The following is a 25927-nucleotide window of genomic DNA, read 5'->3' as shown; positions in this document are numbered from 1 at the left end:
CGGCAAAACCGCCAAGTCGAAATAATAGCGGGTTTTCGCGACTTCGTCCAACCGGTTTCACGAGATCTGTCGAAAAACCGCTATTTTCCAACGAAAAAAAGATTCGCACCCCGGCATGTCACCGAAGTGCGAATCGTCGAAATCTGTCAATCGAGGGAAAGCCCCGAACTATGGAATCAGCCTTCGACCCAATTCTTCATACGGCGCATGCCTTCGACCAAATCGTCATCGGCAAGCGCATAGGAGAAACGCAGATAGCCGGGAGCACCGAACGCCTCGCCCGGAACGGCGGCGACGTGACCCTCGTCCAGCAACGCGGCAGCCAGTTCGGAGGTGTTGACAAACGTGGTCTTGTTGGCGCCAAGCGGCTTGCCCAGCAACGCGGTCACGTCGGCGAACGCGTAGAACGCGCCGGTCGGCGTGGGGCAGTTCACGCCTTCGATGTCGTTCAACGCGGCGACGATCGTCTGACGGCGCTTGTCAAAGGCGGCGCGCATCTCGTAGACGGCATCCAGGGATCCGGACACGGCCTCGATGGCGGCACGCTGGGAGATGTTGTTCACATTGGAGGTCATGTGGCCCTGCAGCTTGGACGCGGCCTTGGCCACGTCGGCCGGGGCGATCATCCAGCCGACGCGCCAGCCCGGCATGGCGTAGGTTTTGGCCACGCCGTTGAGCACGAGAAGCTGGGAACGCACTTCGGGCACTATGGCGCCGATGTACGTGGTCTTGGCGCCGTCATAGTTGAGATGTTCGTAGATTTCGTCGGAGATGACCCACACATGGTGTTCGATGGCCCATTCGGCGATGGCCTTGACCGTTTCCGGCTTCCATACGGCGCCGGTCGGATTGTTCGGCGTGTTCACGATGATGGCCTTGGTGCGCTCGGTGCGAGCAGCCTCGATGTCCTCGATGCTCGGTTCGAAATTGCGGTCGGAACCGGCGAACACCGTCACGGGCACGCCTCCGGCCAGCTTCACGGCTTCCGGATAGCTGGTCCAGTACGGGGTGGGGATGATGACCTCGTCGCCTTCGTTGAGCAGGATCTGGAAGGATTCGTACACGGCCTGCTTGCCGCCGTTGGTCACGATGACCTGGCTCGGGTCGACTTCATAGCCCGAGTCGCGCAGCGTCTTGTCGGCGATGGCTTTGCGCAATTCGGGCAGGCCGGCCGTAGGCGTGTAACGGTAGTTCTTGGGGTCTTGCACGGCGGCCGCGGCGGCCGCGACGATCGGCGCCGGGGTCGGGAAGTTCGGTTCGCCTGCGCCGAACCCGATGACGTCGATTCCGGCGGCCTTCATCGCCTTCGCCTTGGAATCGACCGCCAGGGTGGCGCTCGGGGCCACGTGATTGATACGGTCGGATAGAGTCTGCCAGTCAGCCATAGTCATGGTTGCCATGCTAGACCCGGCACGCGAAAAACGACAGCCCCACGACACACGTCCGTTCCGTTCCGTCCGGCGGGCATGGCGGTCCCATGCCGGGCGAGCGATGCCCGCCAGACGGACGCGTTCAGACCAGCACGAGATTGTCGCGGTGCACCAATGGATGCGCGTATTCCTCGCCGAGGAAACGTTTGAGCTGCGCGGTGTTGCGGCCGAGCATCTGCGGAATCTCCTCGGAATCGAAGCCGACCAACCCCTTCGCCAGATGGTTGCCCTGCTCGTCGTCCACCCATACCGCGTCTCCCGCGGCGAAATCGCCCCTCACTTCCACCACGCCGGCCGCAAGCAGGCTCGCCGCTCCCCCGCGCACCGCCTTGGCGGCGCCGGAATCAGCCACCAGCGTGCCCTGCGGGTGGGAGGCGAAGCCGATCCACAGACGACGTGACGAACCGCGGTCGTTGATCGGAGCGAAAGCCGTGCCGACCGGATCGCCCATCATGGCGGGACCCGCGTTCGAAGCGCAGGTAAGGACCGCCGGAATGCCGGACACCGCCGCGACGCGCGCCGCCTCCATTTTGGTGACCATGCCGCCGGTGCCGACGTTCGATCCGGTTCCGCCGACCTGTACCTTGGCCAATGCGTCCTCGACGTTCGGCACATAGGAGATACGTTTCGACCCGGGCTCGCTCGGCGGCGCGGTGTACAGCGCGTCCACGTCGGTGAGCAGCACGAGCGCGTCGGCGACGACGATGTTGGCGATCAGCGCGGACAGGCGGTCGTTGTCGCCGAAACGGATCTCGTTGGAGGCCAGGGAGTCGTTCTCGTTGATGATCGGCACCGCGCCCAGGTCGAGCAGACGGTCGAGCGTGCGGCGCACGTTGCGGTACTGCTGCGGCGCGATGGTGTCGGACACGGTGATGAGGATCTGCCCGACGCGCAGCCCATAACGGGCGAACGCCGTCTCGTACTGCGCCATGAGCAGTCCTTGGCCGACGGCGGCGCATGCCTGCTGGTCGGCCACGTCGGTCGGACGGCTGTCGAAGCCGAGGGTGCCGAAGCCGGCCGCGATCGCGCCGGAGGAGACCAGCACGACGCGTCCGCCCATCAAACGCACGCGGGCGATGGCCGCGACTAGCGCGTTCAGACGTTCCGGATCCAGATGCCCGCTCGGTTCAGTCAGCGAGCTGGAGCCCACTTTCACCACGATGGTCTGCGCTTCGGCTATGGCCCTGCGCACCTGCGTTTGCGATGGCGTGTTCATAGTTCCTCCCGGTACCGTTACCGGCCATTGGAAAAGCCCGCCGACATGCCATCGGCACATCGGCGGGCTTCGTTGGATGCTCCTATTGTTCCACATCCTCGTCGTCGACGGACTCGCCACGTCCAAAAAGACTGGTCTCGTCATGACGGTCGTCGTCCACGGACGGATCGGCCCAGTGGCCGGCCTTGCGTTCGGCCATCATGGCCTCGCGCACGGCCTGTCGGGCGTCCATCATCTCGTGGTACTGGCGGCGGCGTTCCGTGTTGGTGCGGCGCTGGGCACGGCCGTCCGACTCCTGCAGTCGCAGGTCGACGCCGCGTGCGCCCAGCTGGGTGCCGTCAAGCATCTCCGCGCCGGCCGCGATGGTCGGATCCCAATCGAATTCCACGGCGCGATCGCCACGGCCGATGCGCACTTCGTCGCCCGGCTTGGCGCCCTTGTTGCGCAGCTCGTCCTCGACGCCCAGCTTGGCCAGACGGTCGGCCAGGTATCCGACCGCCTCGTCGTTGTCGAAGTTGGTCTGCATGACCCAGCGTTCCGGCTTGGTGCCGAGCACCTCGTACCAGACCTCGCCGTTGCCGTTCTCCTTGCGTTCCACGGTGAAGTCGAGCGCGTTGCCGCCCTCATCGTTGCGACGGCGGCGGTTGCGCGGCTCCTCGAGCGGTTTGATGACCACGCGGGCCTCCTCCTCGGCCTGCTCGCGCTTGGCGACTTCCGCGCGCATGCCGGTCACGAGGTCGGCCAGCACCCAGTTGAGCTCCTTCAGGCCCTCATGGGAGGCGGTGGAGATGATGTATACCTTGAGGCCGAGCTTCTCGAATTCGGGCTTGACGAATTCGGCGAGCTCCTTGGCTTCCGGCATATCCACCTTGTTGAGGATGATGATGCGCGGACGTTCCGGAATGGGGATCGCTCCGAGCGGCAGTTCCAGCTTGTCAGCGTATTCGGCGAGCTCGTGTTCGAGCGCCTGGTAGTCGCTCATCGGATCGCGGCCGGGCTCGAGGGTGGCGCAATCGATGACATGGGCGATGATCTCCGTACGCTCGATGTGGCGCAGGAATTCCAATCCCAGTCCCTTGCCCTGGGACGCGCCCGGAATCAGACCGGGCACATCGGCGATGGTGTAGCGCATGTCGCCCGCCACGACGACGCCGAGATTCGGCACAAGCGTGGTGAACGGATAGTCGGCGATCTTCGGCTTGGCGGAGCTCATCGCGGCGATCAATGACGATTTGCCCGCGGACGGGAAGCCCACCAACGCCACGTCGGCGATGGATTTGAGTTCAAGGATGACGTCGCGTTCCTCGCCCGGCTCCCCGAGCAGCGCGAAGCCCGGCGCGCGACGGGTGCGGTTGGCCAGCGCCGCGTTGCCAAGGCCGCCGTTGCCGCCAGCGGCCACGACGAACCTGTCCCCCGCATGACGCAGGTCGGCGAGCTGCCTGCCCGGATGCTTCGGCTTGCCCTGCTGCCCCTTGGCCTCGAACACCACCGTGCCCACCGGAACGGGCAGAATCAGGTCGGCACCCTTCGAGCCGTCCTTGGTGTCTCCCAGTCCCATGGTGCCGCTTTCCGCCTCGCGGTGGGGCATGAAACGGTAATCGAGCAGACTGTTGGCGTTCGAATCGGCCACGAAGATCACGGAACCGCCATCGCCACCGTTGCCACCGTTCGGGCCGGCCAACGGCTTGTACTTCTCCCTACGGATGCCGGCGGAGCCGTTGCCGCCGTCGCCGCCCTTGACATGGACGGTCACTCGATCCACAAAATCACTCATGTATCTACCTTACATAACGAAAAAAGGCCGCGTCCATACGGGCGCGGCCTTCCACTAAGCGTGTAATGCGCGTATCTCAGGCGGCAATCACGTCGACGACCTTGCGGTCACGACGAACACCGAACTTCACGCTGCCGTCCTTGAGGGCGAACAGGGTGTGGTCCTTGCCCATGCCGACGTTCTCGCCCGGGTGGAACTTGGTGCCACGCTGGCGGACGATGATGTTGCCGGCCACGACGGCTTCGCCGCCGAACTTCTTCACACCGAGGTATTGCGCGTTTGAATCGCGACCGTTGCGCGAGCTGGACGCGCCCTTCTTATGTGCCATGTCTGTTCCTTTCGGTCCTTGACTCTAACCCTGCGCGAATCAGGCGATAGCCGTGATCTTGACAGCGGTCAGCTGCTGGCGATGGCCCTTGCGACGAGCAACGCCGGTCTTGTTCTTGTACTTCATGATGCTGATCTTCGGACCCTTGGCCTCGTCGTTGACAACCTCAGCCTTGACGCTGAGCTTGGCGAGATCCTTGGCACCGAGGATGACCTTGGAGCCATCCACCACGAGAGCGACCGGGAACTCCACAGTGTCGCCCTTCTTGGCATCGAGACGGTTGACGAGGATGACGTCACCGACCTCGACCTTTTCCTGATGGCCGCCGGCCTTCACAATAGCGTACATATCCGTTCCTTTATTAACTTGGAAAGCTTACTGCCCGGCACGTTCGAGCCTCGCGGCCAGACACCAGCAATCTAATCTACACATACCCGCGTACAACCGCAAGTCTGCTCCCGGCGTGTCAGGTTGACATACCGGGATTTTCCTTTATTGTTCTTGTTCCTCCCCGCCCAGGTCCGCGTTGTTGGCGGCCACGGCTGCCGCCGCGATCTGCGCGAGTTTGGCCTTCACGTCCGGCGAGGAGCCCTTCGGCACCTGCACGTCCGTACCGTGGCCATGCTTGTTGGTCTTGACGAACGGGTCGCCGCCCTTCAGGGCGTACGGATCATCGTAATCCGCGGACACCGTCGGCTCGTCATGGAGGATGAACCCGCGTCCCTTGCAGGTCGGGCACTCCTCGGAGAACGCCTCCACCAGACCTTGGCCGATGCGCTTGCGCGTCATCTGCACCAGACCCAGAGAGGTGACCTCGGCCACCTGATGCTTGGTGCGGTCGCGCGCCAGGCACTCCACCAGACGGCGGAGCACCAAATCCCTGTTGGCCGGCATGACCATGTCGACGAAATCGATCATCACCATGCCGCCGATGTCGCGCAGCCTCAACTGGCGCGCGATCTCCTCGGCCGCCTCGAGGTTGCAACGGGTCACCGTCTCCTCAAGGCTCTTGCCGCGGCCGATGAAACGGCCCGTGTTCACGTCGATGGTGGTCATGGCCTCGGTGCGGTCGATCACGATGGAGCCGCCGGACGGCAGGTAGACCTGACGCTCCATGCCCTTCCTGAGCTGGGAGTCGATCTGCCACTTGTCGAACACGTCCTTGCCGTCATGCTCGGCCGGATCCCATTTCTCAAGCTTGTCCTTGAGATCGGGGGCCATGGTGTCGAGGTATTCCTCGATGCGTTCGTACACGCGATCGCCTTCGACGATCATCTTGGAGAAGTCGTCGTTGAAGATGTCGCGCACCACGCGGATGGCCACATCCGGCTCGCCCTGCAGCAGCTTCGGACGCTTGCCGTGCAGGAACTCGTCGCGCTTGGCGATGATGCGTTCCCACTGACGCACCAGGTTCTCGAGATCCTTGGTGATGGCCTCCTCGGAAGCGCCTTCCGCGGCGGTGCGGATGATCACGCCCATGTCCTTCGGCGCGATCTTCGACACGATGCCCTTCAGACGGCTGCGCTCACGCTCGCTCAGCTTGCGGCTCACGCCCGTCATGCCGCCGGACGGCACCAGCACGAGGAAACGACCCGCCAACGTGACCTGCGAGGTCAGGCGTGCGCCCTTGTGCCCGATCGGATCCTTGGTGACCTGCACCAGCACCGGATCGCCCGACTTGAACGCGAGCTCGATACGGCGGGGCTGACCTTCCAGACGCGCGGAATCCCAGTTCACTTCGCCGGCGTACAGCACGCCGTTGCGGGCCTGGCCGATGTCCACGAACGCGGCCTCCATGCTCGGCAGCACGTTCTGCACACGGCCGAGGTAGATGTTGCCGACGGTGGCCACCTCCTGGATGTCGGACACGTAATGCTCGACGAGGATGTTGTCCTCGATCACGGAGATCTGGGTGTGGCGCTCACGCTCACGTACCACCATCAGACGCTCGACATGCTCGCGGCGAGCCAGAAAATCCTGCTCCATGAGCTGGTTCTGGCGGCTGCGCTCACGACGGTTGTCGCGGCGGCGCTGCTTCTTGGCCTCCAGACGGGTGGAGCCTTCGACGTCGGTGATTTCGTCGATGTACTGCTGCTTGCGGGAACGACGGGTCAGCGTCTCCTCGGATTCCTCGGACTTCGATCCCCCACGGCGGCGACGACGGCGACGGGTCACCGTGCCTTCGTCCTCCTCATCGTCCTCACGACGGCGACGGGACTCGCGTTCGGTGTTCTGCTGGTCGTCGGTCTCCTCACGATTGCCGTGTCCGCGGCGACGGCGACGGGTGCGCGTCGGCTGCGCGTCATCATCGTCATCGTTGCCATTACGAGATTCGTCGTCAATCGGCGCGTACGTGATGCCATCGAGGACCAGGTCCTCCTCGATCTGCTCCACCTCTGCCGCGGCGCGACGCTCCTGCGCGTTCAGACGGCGGGAACGACGCGAATGGCGGGAACCTTCCTCTTCGCCGTCGGCATCGTCATCGTGACGGCTGCGCTCGTTGCGATCGTCACGCAAAGAATCCTCACGATCCGTCTCATCCGCATCGCGGTTGCGACGACGGCGACGGCGCGACGGACGATTGCCGTCGCGGGTCTCGTCGGCATCGTCCATATCGCGGGAGCGGACATCGGAATCGTCATCATCGGACGAATCGCGGGCGGACGGAGCAGCCGGCAGAATCGGCTCCTGGAACAACAGCGACGTCATCGGACGCGGGTTATGGCGGGTCTCATGGCCTTCCGGCAACGCGTTGACGGCGTCGAACGCACGATCCTCGGTCGATTCCTCGTCACGGCCGGAACGCACGTCACGGTCATCATGGTCGTCATGCGACGCATCGCCGATACGGCGACGGCCGCGGCGCACCGGACGATCGTCCGCATCCTGCGCATCCGCGGAGGAACGGCGACGGCGACGCACGGGACGATCGTCCTGCCTCTCGTCATCGGCATCGTCCTGCGTCACACGACGGCGGCGACGCACCGGACGAGACGGTTCGGCTTCATCGGAATCCGAAGCGTCCGAAGCGGCCCGGTCCGGACGGACGGGCTCCAGCTTCGGCTCCTCGAACAACGGCGCCTTGGCATGCTCCTCGACCTTCAGTTCCAAGGACGCGCCGGCCGCGCCCACGCCACGCACCACGCGGCGACCGCCACGACGGCGGCGCGGAGCCGGGTCGGACGAGACGGAACCGGCGGAATTACCGGCATTATTGGCATTATTGGTGGAATTATCGGATGACACAGCAGCCTCGACCTGGTCGAGGCCCTCATTGGTAGTAGGCACAACGCTCCTCGGCAACGCGCTGCAATCGCATCGCCTTCACTCAAGCCCCAACGGTTCTCACACCACGCTCTCACCGTGGCCGCGCATCATGGCGCCCGTAGGAAGCAACTTCCGTCAAAAGTCTTCATCATGCGACGGCGGACACCTGCGCCCGCGACTCAAGAAACATTCACGCGAGGGGATCAACGCCATCGGATGCGTCGGCGGCTTGCAGAACCACCGTCTATAAGTATGACACAAAAACGAACGGAGCGTGACAGGTTGGGGAATTTCCCCTTCCGCACGCTCCGTTTTCCGGTCATTCACGTTGACACGCCGAAAATATACGATTCAGCGCAGCCAGTCCTCCAGCAGATCTGCCATGAGCAGCAGGTCGCCTTCCGGCAGCTGCTCGTCATGCTTGTGGGCCAGCAACGGGCTTCCGGCGCCAAGATTCACCGCGGGGATTCCCAATATGGCGAAACGCGCCACATCCGTCCAACCGAGCTTGGCGAGCGGATCGCGGCCGGTGCGCTCCTTGACCAGCGACACCAGCGACTGGGCAAGCGGCGAATTGAGCCCCGGACGCGCGCTCGGCGACTCATCCTTCATCTCAATGCCGAAACCTTCGAACACACCGCCCGTGGCCCGATGCTCGCCATTACCGAGCTCCGCCCCCGCATCCGCGCCGATCATCAGCGCCTTCGCCTCGGCGAGCGATTTGTCAGGCGCGAAGCGGTAATTGACATGCACACGGCACTCGTCGGGAATCACATTGGTGCCTTTGCCGCCCGAAATCATCGTGGCGTTCAGCCCCTCCTGATAGGTGAGGCCATCCACTTCGATAGCGCGGTTCTCATAAACATTCAGACGGTTCAGAATCTCGGCGGCGGCGTGAATCGCGTTGCTGCCCATCCAAGCGCGGGCCGAATGCGCGGCGACGCCATGCGTGATCACATCGAAGCGCATCGTGCCGTTGCAACCGCCTTCGATGCCGCAGTCGGTCGGCTCGCCGATGATCGCGAAATCGCCGGTGATCCAATCCGGATGCGCCTCAATCACCTTGCGCAGTCCGTTCTTCTCGGCGGCGACCTCCTCGTGGTCGTAGAACACGTATGTGAGGTCGTACTTCGCGTCGGTCAACGTGGCCGCCAGGTACAGCATCACCGCATCGGAACCCTTCATATCGGTGGCGCCGCGACCCCAGATCACACGCTCGTGCTCATGGCCGGCGGCCACGTCCTCGCGAATCAGCGGATCGCCGGGTTCCAGCCATTTCGGCGGGAAATTGTCGATCACCGGCACCGTGTCGAGATGCCCGGCGAGGATCACCCGCTGGGCGCGACCGAAATCGGTGGACGCAACCAAAGTGTCACCATGCCTGCGCACCGTCAGATGCGGCTGCTTCCGCAGAAAAGCCTCGACGGCGTCCGTCAGCGGGCCTTCGTCGTCGCTGACGGAATAGGAGCCCATGATCTGGTCCATCAGCTCGTTCAACTGCTCCTGCCTGCTGGCGGAAGCGGAAAATCCAATCGTAAGTTCGCTCATGCCGTCCATTATCCGGCAAGGCCGTGCCGTCAGCCGCGTAGCGGGCGTGCTTTTGAGACGAATCACACCGCTTCCGCGCGCATGGTGCCACACTAGGTAGCGGCCGGAAGGCGACGGCCGCTACGAAAAGGAGAGTGCAATGCCGGGTCTGTTAAGCGCGATGGAAGGTTTCTGCGTCATCGGCATCGTCATCGCCACGGGCTATGTGGCAGCGCGCATGCGCATCGGCGGACCGACCGCGCAGATGGTGCTCAACAGGTTCAGCTTCTTCATCTCCAGCCCGTGCCTGATGTTCGCCATCCTCTCCAAAGAGAAGATCTTCGAAATCTTCCACTCCTCCATCATCGTCGCGTTCTTCTCGGCGGTGCTCGTGGGCGTAGTCTTCCTGATCCTCAACAAGCTGTTCTTCCACTTGAAGGCGGCCGACGCCACCATCGGCGCGCTGAACTCGCTGTACTTGAACTCCAACAACATCGGCCTGCCTATCGCCACGTACATCTTGGGCAATCCAGCGTTGGTGGCGCCGATCCTGGTCATGCAGCAGGCGGTGTTCACGCCCATCGGCCTGACCGTGCTCGACGTGACCACCAAGGGCAAGGTGTCCGCCAAGGAAATCCTCAAGCAGCCGCTGCATCAACCGCTGCTCATCGGCTCGCTGCTGGGCATCGCCGTCTCCGCCATCTCCGCGAAGGTCGGGCATTTCGTCGTGCCGAGCTTCATCTACGACCCGATCGACATGATTGGCGACTCCGCAGTGCCGATGATCCTGATGGCGTTCGGCATGTCGCTGCACGGCACCAAGCCGCTGCAGGACAAATCGAACATCCCCGCGGTATTCACCGTGGCCGCGCTGAAGAACATCGTGATGCCGATCATCGCGTTCCTGCTGAGCTACTTCGTGATGGGCTTCCGCGGCGCGACGCTGTATGCGTGCGTGGTGCTCGCCGCCCTGCCAACCGGACAGAACGTATACAACTACGCGGCCCGATACAACGTGGGCCTGTCGTTCGCACGCGACGGCATCCTGTTCTCCACGCTGTCCTCGCCGATCTTCATCGCAATCATCGCGGTGCTGCTCGGCTGATTGAAGCCAGCTTCCAGCACCCGTGCCAAAACAGCGGCTCAGACCAAGTGCCAGGACAGACGGTGCAGGTCGCTGGGGCCGTATTCGGCGATGGCGTCACGATGCGCGGCGGAGCCGTACCCCTTGTTGTGCCCCCACTCATAGGGCGCGTATTGCGGCCGCTCCCCCAGCTCGACCATGAGCCGGTCTCGCGTGACTTTGGCGATGACGGCGGCGGTGGCCACGGTGGCGCAATACCGGTCGCCCTTCACTTTGGTGGCGACTTCCGCGGGCACCGGCACCTCCGGAGCGTCGAAGGTGTTCAGCGCCTTGGTGATGTAATCGTTCGGCCCATCAAGAATCGCGCCGACCCTCACCGGTTCGCCGTCGAGCCGTCCACCGCCGTCGATGCCGAGTTTCGTCTCCGCCTCCGCAAGCGCGCGCAACGCGGCCACGCCGAGCGCATAGGAGATGCCCCACTCATCGATCTCCTTGTTGGTGGCCGCGCCGACGGCCCAGGACGCGCACCAGTTTTTGAGCTCGTCGAAAATGGCCTCGCGCCTATGCTCCGTAAGCATCTTGGAATCGGCCACTCCGTCCGGCACGGTGAGCGGCGATGCGCCGATGAGGTCACGCGCACGTATCGCGGCGGCGCCGACCATGACGGGACCCGCGAGCGAACCACGCCCGACCTCGTCGAAACCGACGATCACGTCGAAGCCGCGTTCCGCGATCGCCCTTTCCATATCCAATGTGGGCGTCACCGAAACGGACATCAGTCGTCCGCTCCTTCCGGCACGTCCTTGAACACGTCGTGGTGCGAATCCAGCGTGCTGATGTGGTTCAACGGCCAATACTTGACCAGGCCGACGCCGACCACGTCGGAAACCGGCACGAGGCCATGCGAGGAATCGTCCTGATGATACCGGGAATCGGCGGAATTGGAACGATTGTCACCCATGACGAACACGTGTCCTGCGGTCACTTTCACACTGAACGGAAAGGCACTCGGGTCCACGCCCGGACGGATGTACGAGGATTCGTCGACGGCCGTGCCGTTGACGGTGACCGGCTTGCCCGGCCCCTCGCAGGCCACGGTGTCGCCGGGCAGTCCGATGAGCCGCTTGATGAGGAAGTCACCGCCGAGTTTGCCGCTGTTCTCCTGCTGCAACCAGTGGTCGGGGTCTTTGAACACCACCACGTCGCCGCGCTGAAGCTTGAAGACCTTGGGGGTGAGCTTGCTGGTGATGACCCGGTCTCCCGGCTCGATGGTGTCCATCATGGAACCGGACGGGATCACATAGAAACCGAACAGGAACAGACGCACCAGCAGCACGATGATGACGGGTATGCCGCACCAGATCAGAGTGTCTCGCCAGCCGAAGCTTTCGTTGCCCTCGGCGCTTGTATTGGCATGCTTCATGGATTTCCTTCTGCCGTCCGGTTCACACACTGGCCCCTATCATAGTGGCCGAGTATAGAAAACGGCTCTCCAGCGGAATGCCGAAGAGCCGATTTCACGCTTTATCCGCGATTCGAACTCACTTCTCGGAGTTGTCGCGACGCTCGACGATGCGAGCGGCCTTACCGCGCAGGTTGCGCAGGTAGTACAGCTTGGCGCGACGCACGCGACCCTTGCGGATCACCTTGATGGAGTCGATGGCCGGGGAGTGCAGCGGGAAGCGGCGCTCAACACCGGTGCCGAAGCTGATCTTGCGAACAACGAAGGTCTCACGGACTCCGCCACCCTGACGAGCGATCACCACGCCGGTGAAGGCCTGGATACGGGAGTTGTTGCCTTCCTTGATTTTCACGTTGACTTCAACGGTGTCGCCAGGACGGAAAGCCGGGATTTCCTCGGCCGGCTTCATGTGCTTGGCGTCAAATGCCTCAATAGCGTTAACCATTGTGTTTCCTCGAGTCGCCGCCGCATATCAGCGCACAGGTAAGGGCTTCGTACGGCGTTCTTGCGATCGTCGTCTCGGCCTGTTCTTTCGCTCCGCAGGTCTGCCTGCGAAGGGTTGCCGATCCGCCGGAAATATTGCGATTGAAGCACGGCTGCGATCGTACGCGGCCGTTCCGGCTGGACCCCATGGAAAAGCGGGATTATGCGGCGTCCCGCTTTCCGGCACAGCAATAATCAAAAATACCCCATCCGCAAGACCTATTCGCTGCGATCCGATCGAAATGTCCATTGTGGATAAGTCCGTTCCTATCCACCTACAATCCACAACACGCGCGGAGCACACCCAGTTATCCACTTTCCTCATATTCGATTGCGCGAACAGACCATTGACGCGCAGCATTGCATCATGCTCCGTTCCGAACTTTCACCAAGGATATTGATATTGTATGTATGATAGCAATATAGATGAAATACGATTCAACTGGGATCCATTGAAGGGAGAGACAAACCTCAGCAAACATGGCGTCACTTTCGAAGAAGCCAGCACGGTCTTCTACGACCCTTATGGTCTCGTCATCGAAGACCCCGAGCACTCCTGGGATGAGGAACGATTCATTCTGCTGGGCATCAGCTGGCAATCACGACTGCTCATCGTATGCCACTGCTACAGAAAGGAAACCGGCGAGATACGCATCATCTCCGCACGAAAAGCGACCAAACATGAATCAAAGGCATATGAGGCGAGGAGGAGCTGACATGCTTGACGAATACGATTTCAGTACTGCGAAACGGAATCCCTATGAGAAGAAGCTGCGCAAATCGGTGACGATGCGATTGGACGTATCCACCATCGACTATTTCAAAGGACTGGCGGAAGAAACGGGCATTCCGTACCAGAACCTCATCAACCTGTACCTGGCACAGTGCGTGAAAGAAAAGAAGCGTCTATCCTTCACGTGAATCCCTACGATGACTTCCTTGCACGCAAAAGACCCGCCTGCGATATGTAGACGGGTCTTTTAATGTTCAGCTACGCGTTACAGCGCCCTGATGAAATCAGAACTCCCTATTGGCGCGGTAGAACTTGATCAGGGACTGGGTGGAGGCGTCCTGGGCGGCCAGAGCGTCATCGTCCTTGGAGATGGCCGGGGTGATCTGCTTGGCAAGCTGCTTGCCGAGCTCGACGCCCCACTGGTCGTAGGAGTCCAGGCCCCACACGGTGCCCTCGACGAAGGTGATGTGCTCGTACAGGGCGATGAGCTCGCCGAGCGAGAACGGGGTCAGGGCCACACCGAAGATGGAGGTGGTCGGACGGTTGCCGGTGAACACGCGGGCCGGGACGATCTCCTCCGGGGTGCCCTCAGCGCGCACCTCGTCGGCGGTCTTGCCGAAGGCCAGGGCCTTGGTCTGCGCAAGGTAGTTGCCCAGGAACAGCTCGTGCACGTCCTGGTCGCCGTCCTTGGTCGGGTTCGGGGTGTTCACGAACGCGATGAAGTCGGCCGGGATGAGCTGGGTGCCCTGGTGGATCAGCTGGTAGAAGGCGTGCTGGCCGTTGGTGCCCGGCTCGCCCCAGAAGATCTCGCCGGTCTCGGAGGTGACCGGGGTGCCGTCCCAACGCACGGACTTGCCGTTGGACTCCATGGTCAGCTGCTGCAGGTAAGCCGGGAAGCGGTGCAGGTACTGGTCGTACGGCAGCACGGCGTGAGAGGCGGCCTTGAAGAAGTTGCGGTACCACACGTTCAGCATGCCGAGCAGCACGACGACGTTCTTCTCGAACGGGGTGTTGGCGAAGTATTCGTCGATCTCGTGGAAGCCGTGCAGGAACTCCTCGAAGCGGGCCGGGCCAAAGACCACGGCGAGGGAGGTGCCGACGGCGGAATCGACGGAGTAACGGCCGCCGACCCAGTTCCAGAAGCCGAAGGCGTTGGACGGATCGATGCCGAACTCGGCGACCTTCTCCAGGTTGGTGGAGACAGCGACGAAGTGCTTCTTGATGGCTTCGGCGTTCTTCTCGTCGGAACCGTCGATGGCGCCCTTGGCCTTGAGCTCCTCGAGCAGCCAGGTACGGGCTTCACGGGCGTTGGTCAGGGTCTCCAGGGTGGTGAAGGTCTTGGAGACGATGATGAACAGCGTGGTCTCCGGGTCGAGGCCCTTGGTCTTCTCGGCCAGATCGTTCGGGTCGATGTTGGAGATGTAACGGGCGGAGATGCCGGCGTCCGCGTACGGCTTCAGAGCCTCGTACACCATGACGGGACCCAGGTCGGAACCACCGATGCCGATGTTGACCACGGTTTCGATCTTCTTGCCGGTCACGCCGGTCCACTCGCCGGAACGAACCTTGTCGGCGAAGGCGTAGATGCGGTCGAGGACCTCACGCACGTCCTTGACGGTGTCCTGGCCATCGACGATGAACTTGCCCTCGTCCTCGACCGGGCGGCGCAGCGCGGTGTGCAGCACGGCGCGATCCTCGGTGTTGTTGATGTGCACGCCGGTGTACATGGCCTTGGTGCGCTCGTCGAGCTTGACGGCCTTGGCCAGGTCGGCGAACAGCTGCAGGGTTTCCGGCTTGATCAGGTTCTTGGACAGATCGAAGTGCAGGTCGCCGGCGTCGAAGCTCAGCTTCTCGACGCGCTCGGCGTCATCGGCGAACCACTGCTTGAGGCTGATGCCCTCGGACTGCAGCTCGTCGTAGTGCTTCTGCAGAGCGGCCCACTCCGGGGTCTTGGTGGCGTCAACGGGAGGATTGATGGCCATATCGGTTAGGTCCTTTCATCATCACTGTGAAGCGGGACGCGGCGGCGGAATCTCGTTCGATTTCCAACGTCGCGAGCCGTTTTCTTCACATCACAAGATACTCACAAAAGCCGACAGAACAACACAAAAATGTTTCCTCAGTTAACACATTCGCTCGGAAGCGCGGCATACCGCGGTTCCGACCACCTTTCGATGGCGACATGCCGTTTCACGGCGATTACTGAAATCGTATGCAACGTTCAGCGGGAAAGCTTCAGCGCACGTAGCAGCGGCTGCCGTATGCAACGATCGCATACACAGACCACGACCACGAAACCGATGGAGAAGACTATGCCGACCGCGAACCAGGCCAGCAGCCAGCCGAAGCGTGCGACAGGAGCGCCCGCCAAAGCCGCGTCGGCGAGCGCCGGCGCCATCGCCCGATCGCACAGCGGCTTCCACAATTCGCCGGCAAGCGATTGCACCACGTAGAAGCCGAGGATGCCGGAAGCGAGAGCCTGCACGGCGGGGCGGAATGGCGATCGCGCGGCCGAAGCGTGCCTCGCCTCGACATGTGTGACGGCGATCATCAGCGAACAGACGGCCAACACGAACGAGAACGCGGATGTCGACTTGAATGACAAGCGGTACATCAGTGAATAGTCGCCCTTGGCCACGGCCCATGCGACGACCACGGACAGCACGGCGAGCACCGCGACGAGCATCCACGCCCAGACGCCGGCGCGCATCCATAACGGCCTGCCGGATTTTCCACGACCGGCTTCACGGCCACAACCGGCACCTCCACGACCATCGCCGGTAACAGTCCCACGCGCAGCACGTCGCATCGCATAACCAACCAATCCGGCCAGCACGAACGAGACTGCATAGCTCAACGCGCCCATCCATTTACGCCAGTCGAACAGGGCGAACGAGCCCGTGGAGGTGAACGCCACGTAAGCGTTGAGCACATAGACCAGCACCGTCACGACGGCGGCCAGTGCAATCAGCATGGTGGCGTTCCACCGCGCGATACGGGCCAGCAGCCAGGCGACGGCCGGCGCGAACGCCACCACGAGCGTGTAGACCCAGACGAATTCGAGACCGAGCAGGAACCATTCCTTCCATCCGGCGGAGGCGACGGGCATGACGAAACGGTCGACGGCAAGCATGATCAGCGTATAGAACGCCACCGTGGCCAGGACCTGTGCCACACGGCGCGCGGTGGACCCGGCCTGCCGCCGCCAATAGCCCGTATCGAACGAATCGCGCATCATGCGGGGAATGAGGAAATATCCGGAGATCATGAAGAAGGCATGATTGCCCCACGCGCCCACGAATTTGATCATCATGACCAGCCAGACGGCCCACAGCGAGCCGGTCACCGCGCTGATGGGCGCAGCCGGGTCGATCGGCCGCGGACCGTATCCCAGCACGCTTTCGAACGCGGGAAGGAACGTGTGGAAGATGGCGATGCCGACGATGGCCAGCAATCGCAGCATTTCAACGGCGAAGATACGGGGCGATTTCGACCGGGTCCGTGCCGGCGTCCGTCCCTTCCACGGCATCCGTCCTTCAGGCTGGGTCACAGGTTGGGGCATATGTTCCATTGGCTTCATTGGCATACCGGTTAGGCTATCGCAGCGATCAGGAAATGCGCTGCGGTCATCATGATCAGGCCGATGATCGCGGAAACGGACAACGAGAAGCCGGCAAGCTTCGCGTTGCCAAGCACTTCGTCGGTGAACAGCGTGGAGAACACGGCGATCGGCGCGAGGCAGCACATCACCACCGCCTCACGCACGTCGGCGCCGAACGGCAGCACAAGCCAGGCGCACAGCGCGAATATCAGGCCGAACGGCAATCGCAGACCGATGATTTTCAGCAGCTTCGCCACATCGTCGCGTCCCGCGGGCAGATCCATGAGCATGCCGACCATCAGCATGGCGATGAACGAGTTGGCGTTAGCAAGCGGCGCGACGAACGTGGCCACGGCACTGGGAATCTTCACGTCGGCGAGCATCAGCACGATCATGACCAGGTAGGTGTCGAACGGCACCGAGCCGAAGAATCCCTTCGCCACATTGCGCAACAACGCGTGACGGGCGAGCCTGCGGGCGTCCTTGTCCTTGGGTTTCGCGTACGGCAACACCGGAGCGTTCCCTTGGTACTGCTCGCCCAGCGTCTTGCCTGGCTGAATATGCAGAAGGGTCTGCGTCATGACGTTCGTGCCGGCCGCCACCATCACGCAGTTGCCGATGTCGAACATGGCCGCCGGAACGATGGCGGCGGTGCCGAGGAACGCCTGAACCACGGGAAAACAGAAGCAGCCGATGTTGAAGCCGGAACCGTTGAGCATGGTGAACGCGCGTTCCTGCACCGGTTTGTGTCGCGTGATGAGGAAGATGAGCACGGGCGGAATGAACGCCACCACGAAGCCGAAGACGGAGATCCACAGCATGCTGGAATCGTGGGGGTTCGTGGCGAACGAGTAGATGATCGCGCAGGGAAGGACCAAGTCGAACAGTGCTACCTGCAGGATTCGATAGTCGCGGTTTTTGAATTTGCCGGCACGTTTGAACAGATAACCGGTGAGGATGATGGCCAACAGCGCAATCGGCTGAATAAGCGTGGACATGTGCGCGAGATGGGACTTGAACCCACACGTCAAAGACACAGGAACCTAAATCCTGCGCGTCTACCAATTCCGCCACTCGCGCGCTATTCGTCATCGTGCACACCGCATGGCGGAGCCGTAGCCCCGACCGGAACCACAATCCCGGCCGATATGCAAAACCCTAGATGCCTGACGCATCTAGGGCGATGGAGCCACTTGACAGAATCGAACTGTCGACCTGCTCATTACGAGTGAGCCGCTCTACCGACTGAGCTAAAGTGGCGTGCTGCCCGGCAGGCATATGCCGCCCGCGCACAAGACAACAAGCATAGCGGAAAAACCGGACGAGCACAAATCGAGCACGTCGGCCGTCGCGCGACGGCCGCTCGACGGCCACGTCAATGCCGCAGGAAATGCGCCAAACGCTTCAGGTCGTATCGGAAGCCATCAACCGGCAAGGTGAATTCGCCCGGAAGCTCCTCGACGTATCCGTTGAAGCCCTGCTTGAATTCCAGCACGCCGCGGCCAGCCGAATTCGGATCATCGAAGATGCCGTCGATGCCGTAGAAGTTGTAACGCTTCACGCCACGCTCCAGGCAGCGGGACATCATCTCATGCTGCAGTGCGGTGGGCGCATAGAATTTCGCATACCGCTCATCGGAGCCGCTGGAGAAGTAGACCAATTCGCGTTCATGCCACATGAACAGACCCACGGCCGCGGGCACCACCTCACCGTCCCGTTCGATGCGGAGATGGGCGTCCTCGATGCGCTTGCGGGCGGCAAGCACATTCTTCTCCGCGTTGTTCAGCTTCTTCCGCACGTCATCCGGATATTTCGTGGTTTCGAGCGATGCCGCGAACTTCGCCCGATCCTTTTCGAATTTATCGAGCTTGGTCTGCCAATTGTTCAGATACTCGTCAAGATGCACCTCGGCCACCATGAATTCAGCGGCGTCCCCGAACGCGTCGAACAGACGCTCGAAATACTCCACATCACGGTTGGCGAAATGCTGCTTGATGCTGCTCATCTCGCAAATATCGTGGAACGTCCCCAGTTCGTCGCGCTTCAGCCTGCGCACCTTCACTCCGCTGTTACGTGCGATCTTCACATTGCGCCGCGTGTTTTTCGCATACGAGGCGAGCAGCTGGTCCGCCGTGTCGAAACCACTGAGGTCCTTGACGTAGTTCCACCGGTTCACGATCGACGCGTATCCGCGCGTGAATCCCGCATGACGCCATCCCAGAGAAACGTACGCGTCGATCAAGGCGTTATCCGGATTCTCCGTCGGCTCGCCATCGGAATCATGCAGCCGGTAGACCTGCGCGGGCCAGCATGTGACGCTGATCGCACCGCGCTTGTGCGCCGCGGCACGCAAGGCGACCGTCAACGCGGTCAGCTGCTCCTTGTTGGCCGAATCGCATAGCGGGCCAAGCCAAATCGAGCCCTCGAGGCCGAACCGGCCTTTCGTATATGCCACCATCGCGCCGGCCACCGGCGTCCCATGCTCATCGGTCAATCCCAGGAACTGCGTGTCCGCGCCATCGGAAGCGGCCAAACGGGCCATCGCCGAAGTCTGCTGGAACCCGCCGAGCGCGCTGTTCGCGGACAATTCGTCAAACTGCTTCCCCGTCAATTCGCGGACGGACCATCCGGCACTCATCTTTTCCTCGTGCTGCATGTCATACCTCTGCTTCGTCTACATACGTAACCAAAAACGCGAGTATAAACATCCACCCGGGAAAAACACTGAACGAAAGCTATGTCCTAGCTATATTCCAGGACGTGCTTCACATAGCGGCGCAATCGTCGTCAGTGCCGAAGCAGACGGCGCAGAACCGTCTTGACGCGGTAGACCACCGGACGCACGGGCAGCACGAAATCGCCCGCCAGCTCCTCCACGTACCCGTTGAAGCCCTGCTTGAATTCCAGCACGCCACGTCCCTCGTCATCGGGATCATCGAAGACGCCGTCGATGCCGTAGAAGTTGTAGCGGTTCACGCCACGTTCCAGGCACAGGTGCAGCATCGCGTAATGCTGGATCAGCGCGGATGCGTAGAACGGCTTGTATTCCTCGACGCTGCCGGAGAACAGGTAGATGGTTTCACGGGGATGTTCCACGAACAGCGAGGCGGCGGCGGGCAGGATATCGCCCTTGCGCGCCAGCGTCTCGGCTTCGGCAAGACGTTTTTCGGCTGCGGCCAGGTTGCGGCTTTCCTCGCCCAGCTGTCTGACCAGCCTGGTGGTCTCGCGTTCGGCGATCTTCGCCTTCAGCGCGCCGACCTTCGCTTTCAGAGAGTCGACCTTCGATTCCATGTCGGCCTTGTATTCGGCGATATGGATCTCCGCCACCATGAAATGGGCGCTGCTGCCGTACGCCTTCTTGAACCGGTGGAAGTATTCCTCGCCGCGATATTCGAAGCTGCGCCGTTCGGCCGTGGCCTGTTCGATGTCGGCGAAGACCTTCAGCTCGCTGTCGTCCAGTTCGCGCACATGCACGCCCATGGACGCGGCACGTTTCACGCTCCACTGCGTGCGCTTGTCATACGACTTGAGCAGCGCGCGCTCGTCGGCGATGCCGTCCAGATTCTTGACGTAGCGCCAGCGCGGAACCGCGGTGTATCCGATGGTGAATCCGCCGTGTTCGAAACCGCACGCGGTGAGGTTCTTCACGATGGCGTTGTCGGGCGCTCCTCCCTGTTCGTCGGAAATCGGCTTGCCTTCGCTGTCACGCAGACGATACGGCTTTTCCGGTGTGATCTCAAGCTGCGCCGCCTTGTTCTTCCTGGCGCGCTGCTTCAGCTGTCCGATGAAAAACGCGGTCAGTTCGGCGTCGTTGAAGTCACATAGCGGCCCATCATGGACCGTACAGAACGTGGACACCCTGCTGCGATGCGTTTCCAGCAGCGCGGCGGCGACAAGCCCGCCGTTCTCTCGCACGCCGAGGTATTCGACCTGCACACCCTGCTCGGCGCGCAGCCGGCCGGCCGCCGAAGTCTGCTGGAAGTTGCCGTCCGGATGTCTGCCGGAGAAATCGTCGAATTCCTCTTCCGTGAGAGTCTCCAGAGTGAACGAACGCGTACCCATCAATTCTCCATCCATATCATTGACGAACATTGCCGATCATTGCCGATTCCACGGATCATACAAATCGCGCGAATCGTGTCTGCCGTGCGCCGGAACAGCATGGGGCGGCCATATCTTGGTCCTCCGCATCGCCATATGCCGTTATTACACGGCTATCTACATACGCACATACACGGCTATTTGACCAGCGATTCGATCGCACCTACCAGCGCGCGCAACGCCTTGCCGCGGTGGGAGATCGCGTTCTTCTCGTCGGGCTTCATCTCGGCAGATGTGAGCTTCACGCCGGCTTCGATTGCCCGTTGCGGCTGGTCGTCCGGCACGAACAGCGGATCGTAGCCAAAGCCGTTGGCGCCACGTGGGGCACGCAGCAGTACGCCCGGCATCTCGCCGACCTGCACGGTTTCGCCGGCGATGCCGTACGGCTTTTCGCCGCTCTCCGCCTGACGCTCACCCGGCACGACCAAGGCGGCGGCGCAGCGGAACCTCGCGGTGCGCTTGGCATCCGGAATGTCGGCCATCTGCTTGAGCAGCAGCGCGTTGTTGGCTTGGTCGTTGCCATGTTCGCCAGCCCAACGCGCGGACAGGATGCCCGGCGCGTTGCCCATCACGTCCACGATCAGGCCGGAATCGTCCGCGATCGCGGGGCATCCGGTACGTTCGGCCACATCGCGCGCCTTGATCAGCGCGTTCTCCTGGAAGGTCACGCCATCCTCCACCGGATCGGGCAGGCCGAGCGAGCCTGCAGAGACCAGCTGGACGTCGGCGGCATCCGCTCCGAGCCGCTCCTCGAGAATGCGGCGGATCTCCACCAGCTTGCCTTCGTTATGCGTGGCGACGATGATCTTCATGCCTTGCGATTCCTTCCGTCGTTTCCTTCGTACGATCCGTAAGTTCCGTACGTTTCCTTTTCCGCTTTTCCGCTTTTGATTCCGCCGTCCCCGGCAGCCGGCTCAGTCGAGCGCGAGCGCGGCGCGTTGGGCGGCCTGCAGCTCCCTGTTGCCCTTTTCGGCCAGGTCGAGCAGGGTGTTGAGCTCGGCGCGGTTGAACGGACGATGCTCGGCGGTGCCCTGGATTTCGATGAAATCGCCGGAACCGGTCATGGCCACGTTCATGTCGGTCATGGCCTGGCTGTCCTCGATGTACGGCAGATCCAGCATCGGCTTGCCGTCAATCACGCCGACGGAGACGGCGGAGACCCAGTCCTTGAGCACGCGGTCGGCGGACTTGATGCGCTTGTTCCGCTCGGCCCAATGCATCGCGTCGACAAGCGCCACGTACGCGCCGGTGATCGACGCGGTGCGGGTGCCGCCGTCGGCCTGCAGCACGTCGCAATCGATCTGCACCTGGTTCTCGCCGAGCGCCTTCATGTCGACGACGCCACGAAGGCAGCGGCCGATCAGACGGCTAATCTCATGCGTACGTCCTCCGATCTTGCCACGCACCGACTCGCGGTCCGTGCGCTCGGCAGTGGCGCGCGGCAGCATCGAGTATTCCGCGGTGACCCAGCCCAGACCGGAATCCTTGCGCCACCGCGGCACGCCCGTGGTGAAGGTGGCCGTGCACATCACACGCGTGTTGCCGCATTCGATGAGCACGGAACCTTCCGGAACGTCCGTGAAATGACGGGTGATGCGCACCGGGCGCAACTCGTCCACCTTGCGTCCGTCCGCACGCACCACCGTCTGGTCGCCCAACATGTCCTTGATCGCTACCATTTTCCCTACCGTACTTCGCTTTCCGATCGCTTCCGATATTTCTCAATCGATCACTCGTCTTATCAGCATTCGAGACTATCACCAGCCACGCACGCAGTGCCCCGGCGCCGCCTGCACGTATGATGGAACGCGAACCGGCGCCCGGCACCGCTGGCCACACGCCTGCGGACGGCCTCGTCAAAAGTCAAGAAAGGCTTTGGAAATGCTGGATTACTCACCTGCACTCATGACCGATATGTACGAATACACCATGCTTGACGCATGCCTTAGGGACGGCACCGCCAACCGCAAGTGCGTATTCGAGATCTTCACCCGGCACCTGCCGCTGGGCCGCCACTACGGCGTGGCCGCCGGGCAGGGGCGCATCCTCGACGCGCTCGAGAAGTTCCACCTCGACGACAACGACCTGAAATTCCTCGCCGACCGCAAGGTGGTCAGCCCGGAAACCATCAAATGGCTTGAGAACTTCCACTTCTCCGGCTCCATCAAGGGCTACCGCGAAGGCGAAATGTTCTTCCCGAATTCGCCGATCCTGCAGGTCGAGGGAACGTTCGGCGAATGCACGCTGCTGGAGACGCTGCTGCTGAGCATCCTGAATTACGATTCCGCCGTCGCCTCCGCCGCGTCCCGCATGGTCAGCGCCGCGAAGGACCGTCCGTGCATGGACATGGGCGGCCGACGCACCAACGAATGGGCCGCCGTGGCCGCCGCGCGCGCCGCCGTGGTGGGCGGATTCAAAGGCACCGCCAACCTGCTGGCCGCGCAGATGTACGGTCTGAAGGCCATCGGCACCGCCGCGCACTGCTTCACGCTGGTGCATGACGATGAGAGAAGCGCGTTCGAATCGCAGATCGCGGCGCTTGGCAAGAACACCACGCTGCTGGTGGACACCTACAACATCGAGGAAGCGGTGAAGACCGCCGTCGAAGTGGCCGGCCCCGAACTGGGCGGCGTGCGCATCGATTCCGGCGACCTCGCCTCCCTCGCGCAGCGCGTGCGCAACCAGCTCGACGCGCTCGGCGCCACCAACACGAAGATCACCGTTACCAACGACCTCGACGAATACGCGCTGGCCGCCCTGCAGACCGCTCCGGTCGATTCCTACGGCGTGGGCACCATGCTCGTCACCGGCTCGGGCGCGCCGACCTGCGCGATGGTATACAAGCTCACCGAGCGCGAGAACTCCGCCGGTGAAATGCAGCCGGTCGCCAAGAAGTCGAAGGACAAGGCCACCGTTCCGGGACGCAAGCTCGCCTTCCGCTCCTACGAATACTCGCTGGCAGACTGCGAGCACGTCATCTCCGGCTCCGAGGACAAGCTGGCCGCATACCAGCCGGAGGACGGCTGGAAGGACCTGCTGGTCGACTACGTGACCGACGGCGAGAACCACCGCGAATACCAAGGCCACGACGCAATCGTCAACGCGCACGACTACCGTGCGAAGGCGCTCGCCGAACTGCCGATCGGCGCGCAAAGCCTGATGAAGGGCGATCCGGTCATCCCAACCGAAGTTACCGTGCTCTGACGACCGACGACAGTTCATCAAAGCATCGCAGATGGCGGCGGCCCGAAGCGTTTCCGGCCCGCCGCCATTTCATATGTCATATGCGTTATATGCGCGTGCACGCAAAATCGTCCGCACGATCACCCGACTACAGCGAGATCTCGTCGATGCGGCACAGCTCCTCCTCACTGAACGAAGTGTTCTTGAGTGCTCCGATATTGTCAAGCAGTTGTTGCGGACGGGAGGCGCCGACCAGCACCGATGTGACCATGCCATCATGCAGCAGCCAGGCCAATGCCATTTCGGCCAGGGTCTGGCCACGTTCCGCCGCCAGATCATTCAATTCGCGAATCTGTCGGAGTTTCTCCGGCGTCAGCACGCTTTTCTGCAGGAATCGTCCGTCATGCGCGATTCTGCTGTCCGCGGGAACGCCGTCCAGATACCTGTCGGTCAGCAGTCCCTGGTCGAGAGGGGAAAAGGTGATCAGTCCCTTGCCAAGCCGATGCGCGGCCTCCTTGAGCCCGTTGCGCTCCACGGTGCGGTCGAAGATGTTGTACCGGTTCTGATTGATGACGAACGGCACATGCAGTTCGTCAAGAATGGCGGTGGCTTTTTCGAGCGTCGGACCATCGTAATTGGACAGGCCCACGTACAGAGCCTTGCCGCTACTGACCGCAGTGGCGAGCGCCCCCATGGTCTCTTCGAGCGGGGTGGATGGGTCCATATGGTGGTGGTAGAAGATGTCGACGTAGTCGAGTCCAAGCCGCCCGAGGCTTTGGTCGAGCGAGGCGAGCAGGTATTTGCGGCTGCCGAGATCCCCGTATGGACCGTTCCACATCTCATAGCCGGCTTTGGTGCTGATGATGAGCTCGTCGCGGTGGTGTTGGAAATATTCGCGCAGGAGTCTGCCACAGTTCTTTTCGGCCGATCCCGGTTCGGGACCGTAGTTGTTGGCCAGGTCGAAATGTGTGATGCCGTTGTCAAACGCGGTGAACACGATTCGGCGCATGGTGTCGTATGGGGTGATGTCGCCGAAGTTGTGCCAGAAGCCGAGGGAAATCGCCGGCAGCTTAAGTCCGCTTGTTCCCGCGTGGTTGTAGGTCATGTCATCGTATCGGGTTGGCGATGGCGTGTAGACGGTGGTCGGCTCGAGCATGGTTCCTCCTTGAAACAAGTTGCTTCCGATTGTTGGCTCCATCGTGGCACTTCAAGTACACTTGAACGCAAATCGTGGCACGGCACGAGGCAATACACACGGCGGATGTGCCGCATACGTGTAAACAATGGCAGGAAGACAAGGACTTCAGGCCCTGATTCGAATACCTATATCCCCGGAGTCGCCAGCAGCGGTCCGTCTCGGGAACCACCACGGACCTGCCGTCAGAACGAGCCGTTCATCATCTCGTCGTAGATACGCTTGCAGTCCGGGCACACCGGATACTGGGTGGGATCATGCTTCGGCACCCACACCTTGCCGCACAACGCCACGACCGGACGACCAGTGCGACGGGATTCCGCGATACGGTCGCGCGACACGTAATGTGCGAAACGGTCCGCGTCGCCGTTGCCGCCGTCATCGAGCTTCGTCTCCTCTTCAGGACGTTCCAGAACGGCGGTGCCGGTGCCCGCGTCCGGATTGGACAACGGCGAAACCGGATCGTCGGAGCCGAACAAGCCATCAAAAATCGCAAATGCCATAGCGATACTCCTCATACATCCTCATAAACTGCCGCCACCG

23 protein-coding genes and 2 tRNA genes are annotated in these 25927 nt (G+C 62.1%); 4 read left to right on the top strand and 21 right to left on the bottom strand.

Annotation, left to right across the window (positions count from 1 at the left end; translation table 11 throughout):
• Window positions 1–176: 176 nt before the first annotated feature.
• From AC1ATL_RS01580 to dapE, 7 genes are all read right to left on the bottom strand, one after another.
• Complete coding sequence (locus AC1ATL_RS01580; protein ID WP_476568354.1) at window positions 177–1385, bottom strand: pyridoxal phosphate-dependent aminotransferase; 1209 nt, start codon at window positions 1383–1385, stop codon at window positions 177–179.
• A 127-nt stretch (window positions 1386–1512) separates the two neighbouring features.
• Window positions 1513–2646, bottom strand: coding sequence for a glutamate 5-kinase (gene proB, locus AC1ATL_RS01575; RefSeq protein ID WP_476567954.1), 1134 nt, complete (start codon window positions 2644–2646; stop codon window positions 1513–1515).
• A gap of 82 nt (window positions 2647–2728) precedes the next feature.
• The gene (gene obgE / locus AC1ATL_RS01570) at window positions 2729–4420 is read right to left on the bottom strand and encodes a GTPase ObgE (RefSeq protein ID WP_476567952.1); all 1692 of its coding nucleotides are present in this window, start codon (window positions 4418–4420) and stop codon (window positions 2729–2731) included.
• A 76-nt stretch (window positions 4421–4496) separates the two neighbouring features.
• Window positions 4497–4748, bottom strand: a complete 252-nt coding sequence (gene rpmA / locus AC1ATL_RS01565; RefSeq protein WP_003807757.1) for a 50S ribosomal protein L27 — start codon at window positions 4746–4748, stop codon at window positions 4497–4499.
• Window positions 4749–4787: 39 nt separating this feature from the next.
• Entirely contained in the window at window positions 4788–5096 is a 309-nt protein-coding gene (gene rplU, locus AC1ATL_RS01560) for a 50S ribosomal protein L21 (RefSeq protein WP_432624264.1), read from the bottom strand.
• A 144-nt stretch (window positions 5097–5240) separates the two neighbouring features.
• Window positions 5241–8036, bottom strand: coding sequence for an Rne/Rng family ribonuclease (locus AC1ATL_RS01555; protein WP_476567949.1), 2796 nt, complete (start codon window positions 8034–8036; stop codon window positions 5241–5243).
• Window positions 8037–8366: 330 nt separating this feature from the next.
• Window positions 8367–9563 (bottom strand): succinyl-diaminopimelate desuccinylase, encoded by a 1197-nt coding sequence (dapE, locus tag AC1ATL_RS01550; protein ID WP_476567947.1) that lies wholly within the window; start codon window positions 9561–9563, stop codon window positions 8367–8369.
• A 139-nt stretch (window positions 9564–9702) separates the two neighbouring features.
• Between dapE and AC1ATL_RS01545 the strand changes: the two genes are divergently transcribed.
• A complete protein-coding gene (locus AC1ATL_RS01545) occupies window positions 9703–10647 on the top strand; it encodes an AEC family transporter (RefSeq protein ID WP_085382309.1) in 945 nt (314 codons plus the stop codon).
• Window positions 10648–10685: 38 nt separating this feature from the next.
• Here the strand turns inward: AC1ATL_RS01545 and AC1ATL_RS01540 are convergent, their stop codons facing one another.
• The 3 genes from AC1ATL_RS01540 to rplS all read right to left on the bottom strand — a co-directional run bounded on the left by AC1ATL_RS01540 (window position 10686) and on the right by rplS (window position 12533).
• The gene (locus tag AC1ATL_RS01540) at window positions 10686–11402 is read right to left on the bottom strand and encodes a ribonuclease HII (RefSeq protein WP_476567945.1); all 717 of its coding nucleotides are present in this window, start codon (window positions 11400–11402) and stop codon (window positions 10686–10688) included.
• Window positions 11402–12049 (bottom strand): signal peptidase I, encoded by a 648-nt coding sequence (gene lepB / locus AC1ATL_RS01535; protein ID WP_476567943.1) that lies wholly within the window; start codon window positions 12047–12049, stop codon window positions 11402–11404. Before lepB ends, AC1ATL_RS01540 begins: the two co-directional genes overlap by 1 nt.
• A gap of 118 nt (window positions 12050–12167) precedes the next feature.
• A complete protein-coding gene (gene rplS, locus AC1ATL_RS01530) occupies window positions 12168–12533 on the bottom strand; it encodes a 50S ribosomal protein L19 (RefSeq protein WP_204441821.1) in 366 nt (121 codons plus the stop codon).
• A gap of 445 nt (window positions 12534–12978) precedes the next feature.
• On the opposite strand from rplS, the gene AC1ATL_RS01525 reads away from it, so the two are divergent.
• Both AC1ATL_RS01525 and AC1ATL_RS01520 read left to right on the top strand, forming a co-directional pair.
• The gene (locus AC1ATL_RS01525) at window positions 12979–13287 is read left to right on the top strand and encodes a BrnT family toxin (protein WP_476567940.1); all 309 of its coding nucleotides are present in this window, start codon (window positions 12979–12981) and stop codon (window positions 13285–13287) included.
• A 1-nt stretch (window position 13288) separates the two neighbouring features.
• On the top strand, window positions 13289–13492 hold the full coding sequence (locus AC1ATL_RS01520; protein ID WP_476567938.1) for a CopG family antitoxin: 204 nt from the start codon (window positions 13289–13291) through the stop codon (window positions 13490–13492).
• A gap of 96 nt (window positions 13493–13588) precedes the next feature.
• Here the strand turns inward: AC1ATL_RS01520 and pgi are convergent, their stop codons facing one another.
• The 9 genes from pgi to rph form a co-directional block, all read right to left on the bottom strand.
• Window positions 13589–15286 carry a glucose-6-phosphate isomerase gene (gene pgi / locus AC1ATL_RS01515; protein WP_432622998.1) on the bottom strand — a complete coding sequence of 566 codons (1698 nt, stop codon included), beginning with the start codon at window positions 15284–15286 and terminating at the stop codon, window positions 13589–13591.
• Window positions 15287–15525: 239 nt separating this feature from the next.
• Window positions 15526–16866 carry an acyltransferase family protein gene (locus AC1ATL_RS01510; protein WP_476567936.1) on the bottom strand — a complete coding sequence of 447 codons (1341 nt, stop codon included), beginning with the start codon at window positions 16864–16866 and terminating at the stop codon, window positions 15526–15528.
• A 29-nt stretch (window positions 16867–16895) separates the two neighbouring features.
• A complete protein-coding gene (locus AC1ATL_RS01505) occupies window positions 16896–17903 on the bottom strand; it encodes an AEC family transporter (RefSeq protein ID WP_432622994.1) in 1008 nt (335 codons plus the stop codon).
• A 1-nt stretch (window position 17904) separates the two neighbouring features.
• A tRNA-Leu gene (locus AC1ATL_RS01500) sits at window positions 17905–17985 on the bottom strand.
• 104 nt (window positions 17986–18089) lie between these two features.
• A tRNA-Thr gene (locus tag AC1ATL_RS01495) sits at window positions 18090–18165 on the bottom strand.
• A 115-nt stretch (window positions 18166–18280) separates the two neighbouring features.
• Window positions 18281–19561, bottom strand: a complete 1281-nt coding sequence (locus AC1ATL_RS01490; RefSeq protein WP_476567934.1) for an aminoacyltransferase — start codon at window positions 19559–19561, stop codon at window positions 18281–18283.
• Between the two features lie 131 nt (window positions 19562–19692).
• A complete protein-coding gene (locus tag AC1ATL_RS01485) occupies window positions 19693–20967 on the bottom strand; it encodes an aminoacyltransferase (RefSeq protein WP_476567932.1) in 1275 nt (424 codons plus the stop codon).
• Window positions 20968–21143: 176 nt separating this feature from the next.
• A complete protein-coding gene (locus tag AC1ATL_RS01480) occupies window positions 21144–21818 on the bottom strand; it encodes a non-canonical purine NTP pyrophosphatase (protein ID WP_476567930.1) in 675 nt (224 codons plus the stop codon).
• Window positions 21819–21920: 102 nt separating this feature from the next.
• Window positions 21921–22685 carry a ribonuclease PH gene (gene rph, locus AC1ATL_RS01475; RefSeq protein ID WP_476567928.1) on the bottom strand — a complete coding sequence of 255 codons (765 nt, stop codon included), beginning with the start codon at window positions 22683–22685 and terminating at the stop codon, window positions 21921–21923.
• Window positions 22686–22881: 196 nt separating this feature from the next.
• Here rph and AC1ATL_RS01470 point away from each other — a divergent pair, with 196 nt between their 5' ends.
• The gene (locus tag AC1ATL_RS01470; protein WP_476567926.1) at window positions 22882–24210 is read left to right on the top strand and encodes a nicotinate phosphoribosyltransferase; all 1329 of its coding nucleotides are present in this window, start codon (window positions 22882–22884) and stop codon (window positions 24208–24210) included.
• A 127-nt stretch (window positions 24211–24337) separates the two neighbouring features.
• Here the strand turns inward: AC1ATL_RS01470 and AC1ATL_RS01465 are convergent, their stop codons facing one another.
• Complete coding sequence (locus AC1ATL_RS01465; protein ID WP_476567924.1) at window positions 24338–25345, bottom strand: aldo/keto reductase; 1008 nt, start codon at window positions 25343–25345, stop codon at window positions 24338–24340.
• 224 nt (window positions 25346–25569) lie between these two features.
• Window positions 25570–25887, bottom strand: a complete 318-nt coding sequence (locus AC1ATL_RS01460) for a DUF3039 domain-containing protein (protein ID WP_476567922.1) — start codon at window positions 25885–25887, stop codon at window positions 25570–25572.
• Window positions 25888–25927: the final 40 nt, after the last annotated feature.

The sequence above is a fragment of the Bifidobacterium sp. LH_743 genome (assembly GCF_056355775.1).
Note: the sequence above shows the minus strand (reverse complement) of the source record. Positions and strands in the feature narration are given on the sequence as shown.

What these genes read in the sequence shown, in the direction of transcription:
- AC1ATL_RS01510 (WP_476567936.1), bottom strand. Translation starts at nt 16,866, where the DNA reads ATGCCCCAACCTGTGACCCAGCCTGAAGGACGGATGCCGTGGAAGGGA.
- lepB (WP_476567943.1), bottom strand. Translation starts at nt 12,049, where the DNA reads ATGAAGCATGCCAATACAAGCGCCGAGGGCAACGAAAGCTTCGGCTGG.
- rph (WP_476567928.1), bottom strand. Translation starts at nt 22,685, where the DNA reads ATGGTAGCGATCAAGGACATGTTGGGCGACCAGACGGTGGTGCGTGCG.
- pgi (WP_432622998.1), bottom strand. Translation starts at nt 15,286, where the DNA reads ATGGCCATCAATCCTCCCGTTGACGCCACCAAGACCCCGGAGTGGGCC.
- obgE (WP_476567952.1), bottom strand. Translation starts at nt 4,420, where the DNA reads ATGAGTGATTTTGTGGATCGAGTGACCGTCCATGTCAAGGGCGGCGAC.
- rplU (WP_432624264.1), bottom strand. Translation starts at nt 5,096, where the DNA reads ATGTACGCTATTGTGAAGGCCGGCGGCCATCAGGAAAAGGTCGAGGTC.
- AC1ATL_RS01480 (WP_476567930.1), bottom strand. Translation starts at nt 21,818, where the DNA reads ATGAAGATCATCGTCGCCACGCATAACGAAGGCAAGCTGGTGGAGATC.
- AC1ATL_RS01485 (WP_476567932.1), bottom strand. Translation starts at nt 20,967, where the DNA reads ATGGGTACGCGTTCGTTCACTCTGGAGACTCTCACGGAAGAGGAATTC.
- AC1ATL_RS01525 (WP_476567940.1), top strand. Translation starts at nt 12,979, where the DNA reads ATGTATGATAGCAATATAGATGAAATACGATTCAACTGGGATCCATTG.
- rplS (WP_204441821.1), bottom strand. Translation starts at nt 12,533, where the DNA reads ATGGTTAACGCTATTGAGGCATTTGACGCCAAGCACATGAAGCCGGCC.
- rpmA (WP_003807757.1), bottom strand. Translation starts at nt 4,748, where the DNA reads ATGGCACATAAGAAGGGCGCGTCCAGCTCGCGCAACGGTCGCGATTCA.
- AC1ATL_RS01580 (WP_476568354.1), bottom strand. Translation starts at nt 1,385, where the DNA reads ATGGCTGACTGGCAGACTCTATCCGACCGTATCAATCACGTGGCCCCG.
- AC1ATL_RS01540 (WP_476567945.1), bottom strand. Translation starts at nt 11,402, where the DNA reads ATGTCCGTTTCGGTGACGCCCACATTGGATATGGAAAGGGCGATCGCG.
- AC1ATL_RS01545 (WP_085382309.1), top strand. Translation starts at nt 9,703, where the DNA reads ATGCCGGGTCTGTTAAGCGCGATGGAAGGTTTCTGCGTCATCGGCATC.
- AC1ATL_RS01465 (WP_476567924.1), bottom strand. Translation starts at nt 25,345, where the DNA reads ATGCTCGAGCCGACCACCGTCTACACGCCATCGCCAACCCGATACGAT.
- dapE (WP_476567947.1), bottom strand. Translation starts at nt 9,563, where the DNA reads ATGAGCGAACTTACGATTGGATTTTCCGCTTCCGCCAGCAGGCAGGAG.
- AC1ATL_RS01505 (WP_432622994.1), bottom strand. Translation starts at nt 17,903, where the DNA reads ATGTCCACGCTTATTCAGCCGATTGCGCTGTTGGCCATCATCCTCACC.
- AC1ATL_RS01460 (WP_476567922.1), bottom strand. Translation starts at nt 25,887, where the DNA reads ATGGCATTTGCGATTTTTGATGGCTTGTTCGGCTCCGACGATCCGGTT.
- AC1ATL_RS01520 (WP_476567938.1), top strand. Translation starts at nt 13,289, where the DNA reads ATGCTTGACGAATACGATTTCAGTACTGCGAAACGGAATCCCTATGAG.
- proB (WP_476567954.1), bottom strand. Translation starts at nt 2,646, where the DNA reads ATGAACACGCCATCGCAAACGCAGGTGCGCAGGGCCATAGCCGAAGCG.
- AC1ATL_RS01490 (WP_476567934.1), bottom strand. Translation starts at nt 19,561, where the DNA reads ATGCAGCACGAGGAAAAGATGAGTGCCGGATGGTCCGTCCGCGAATTG.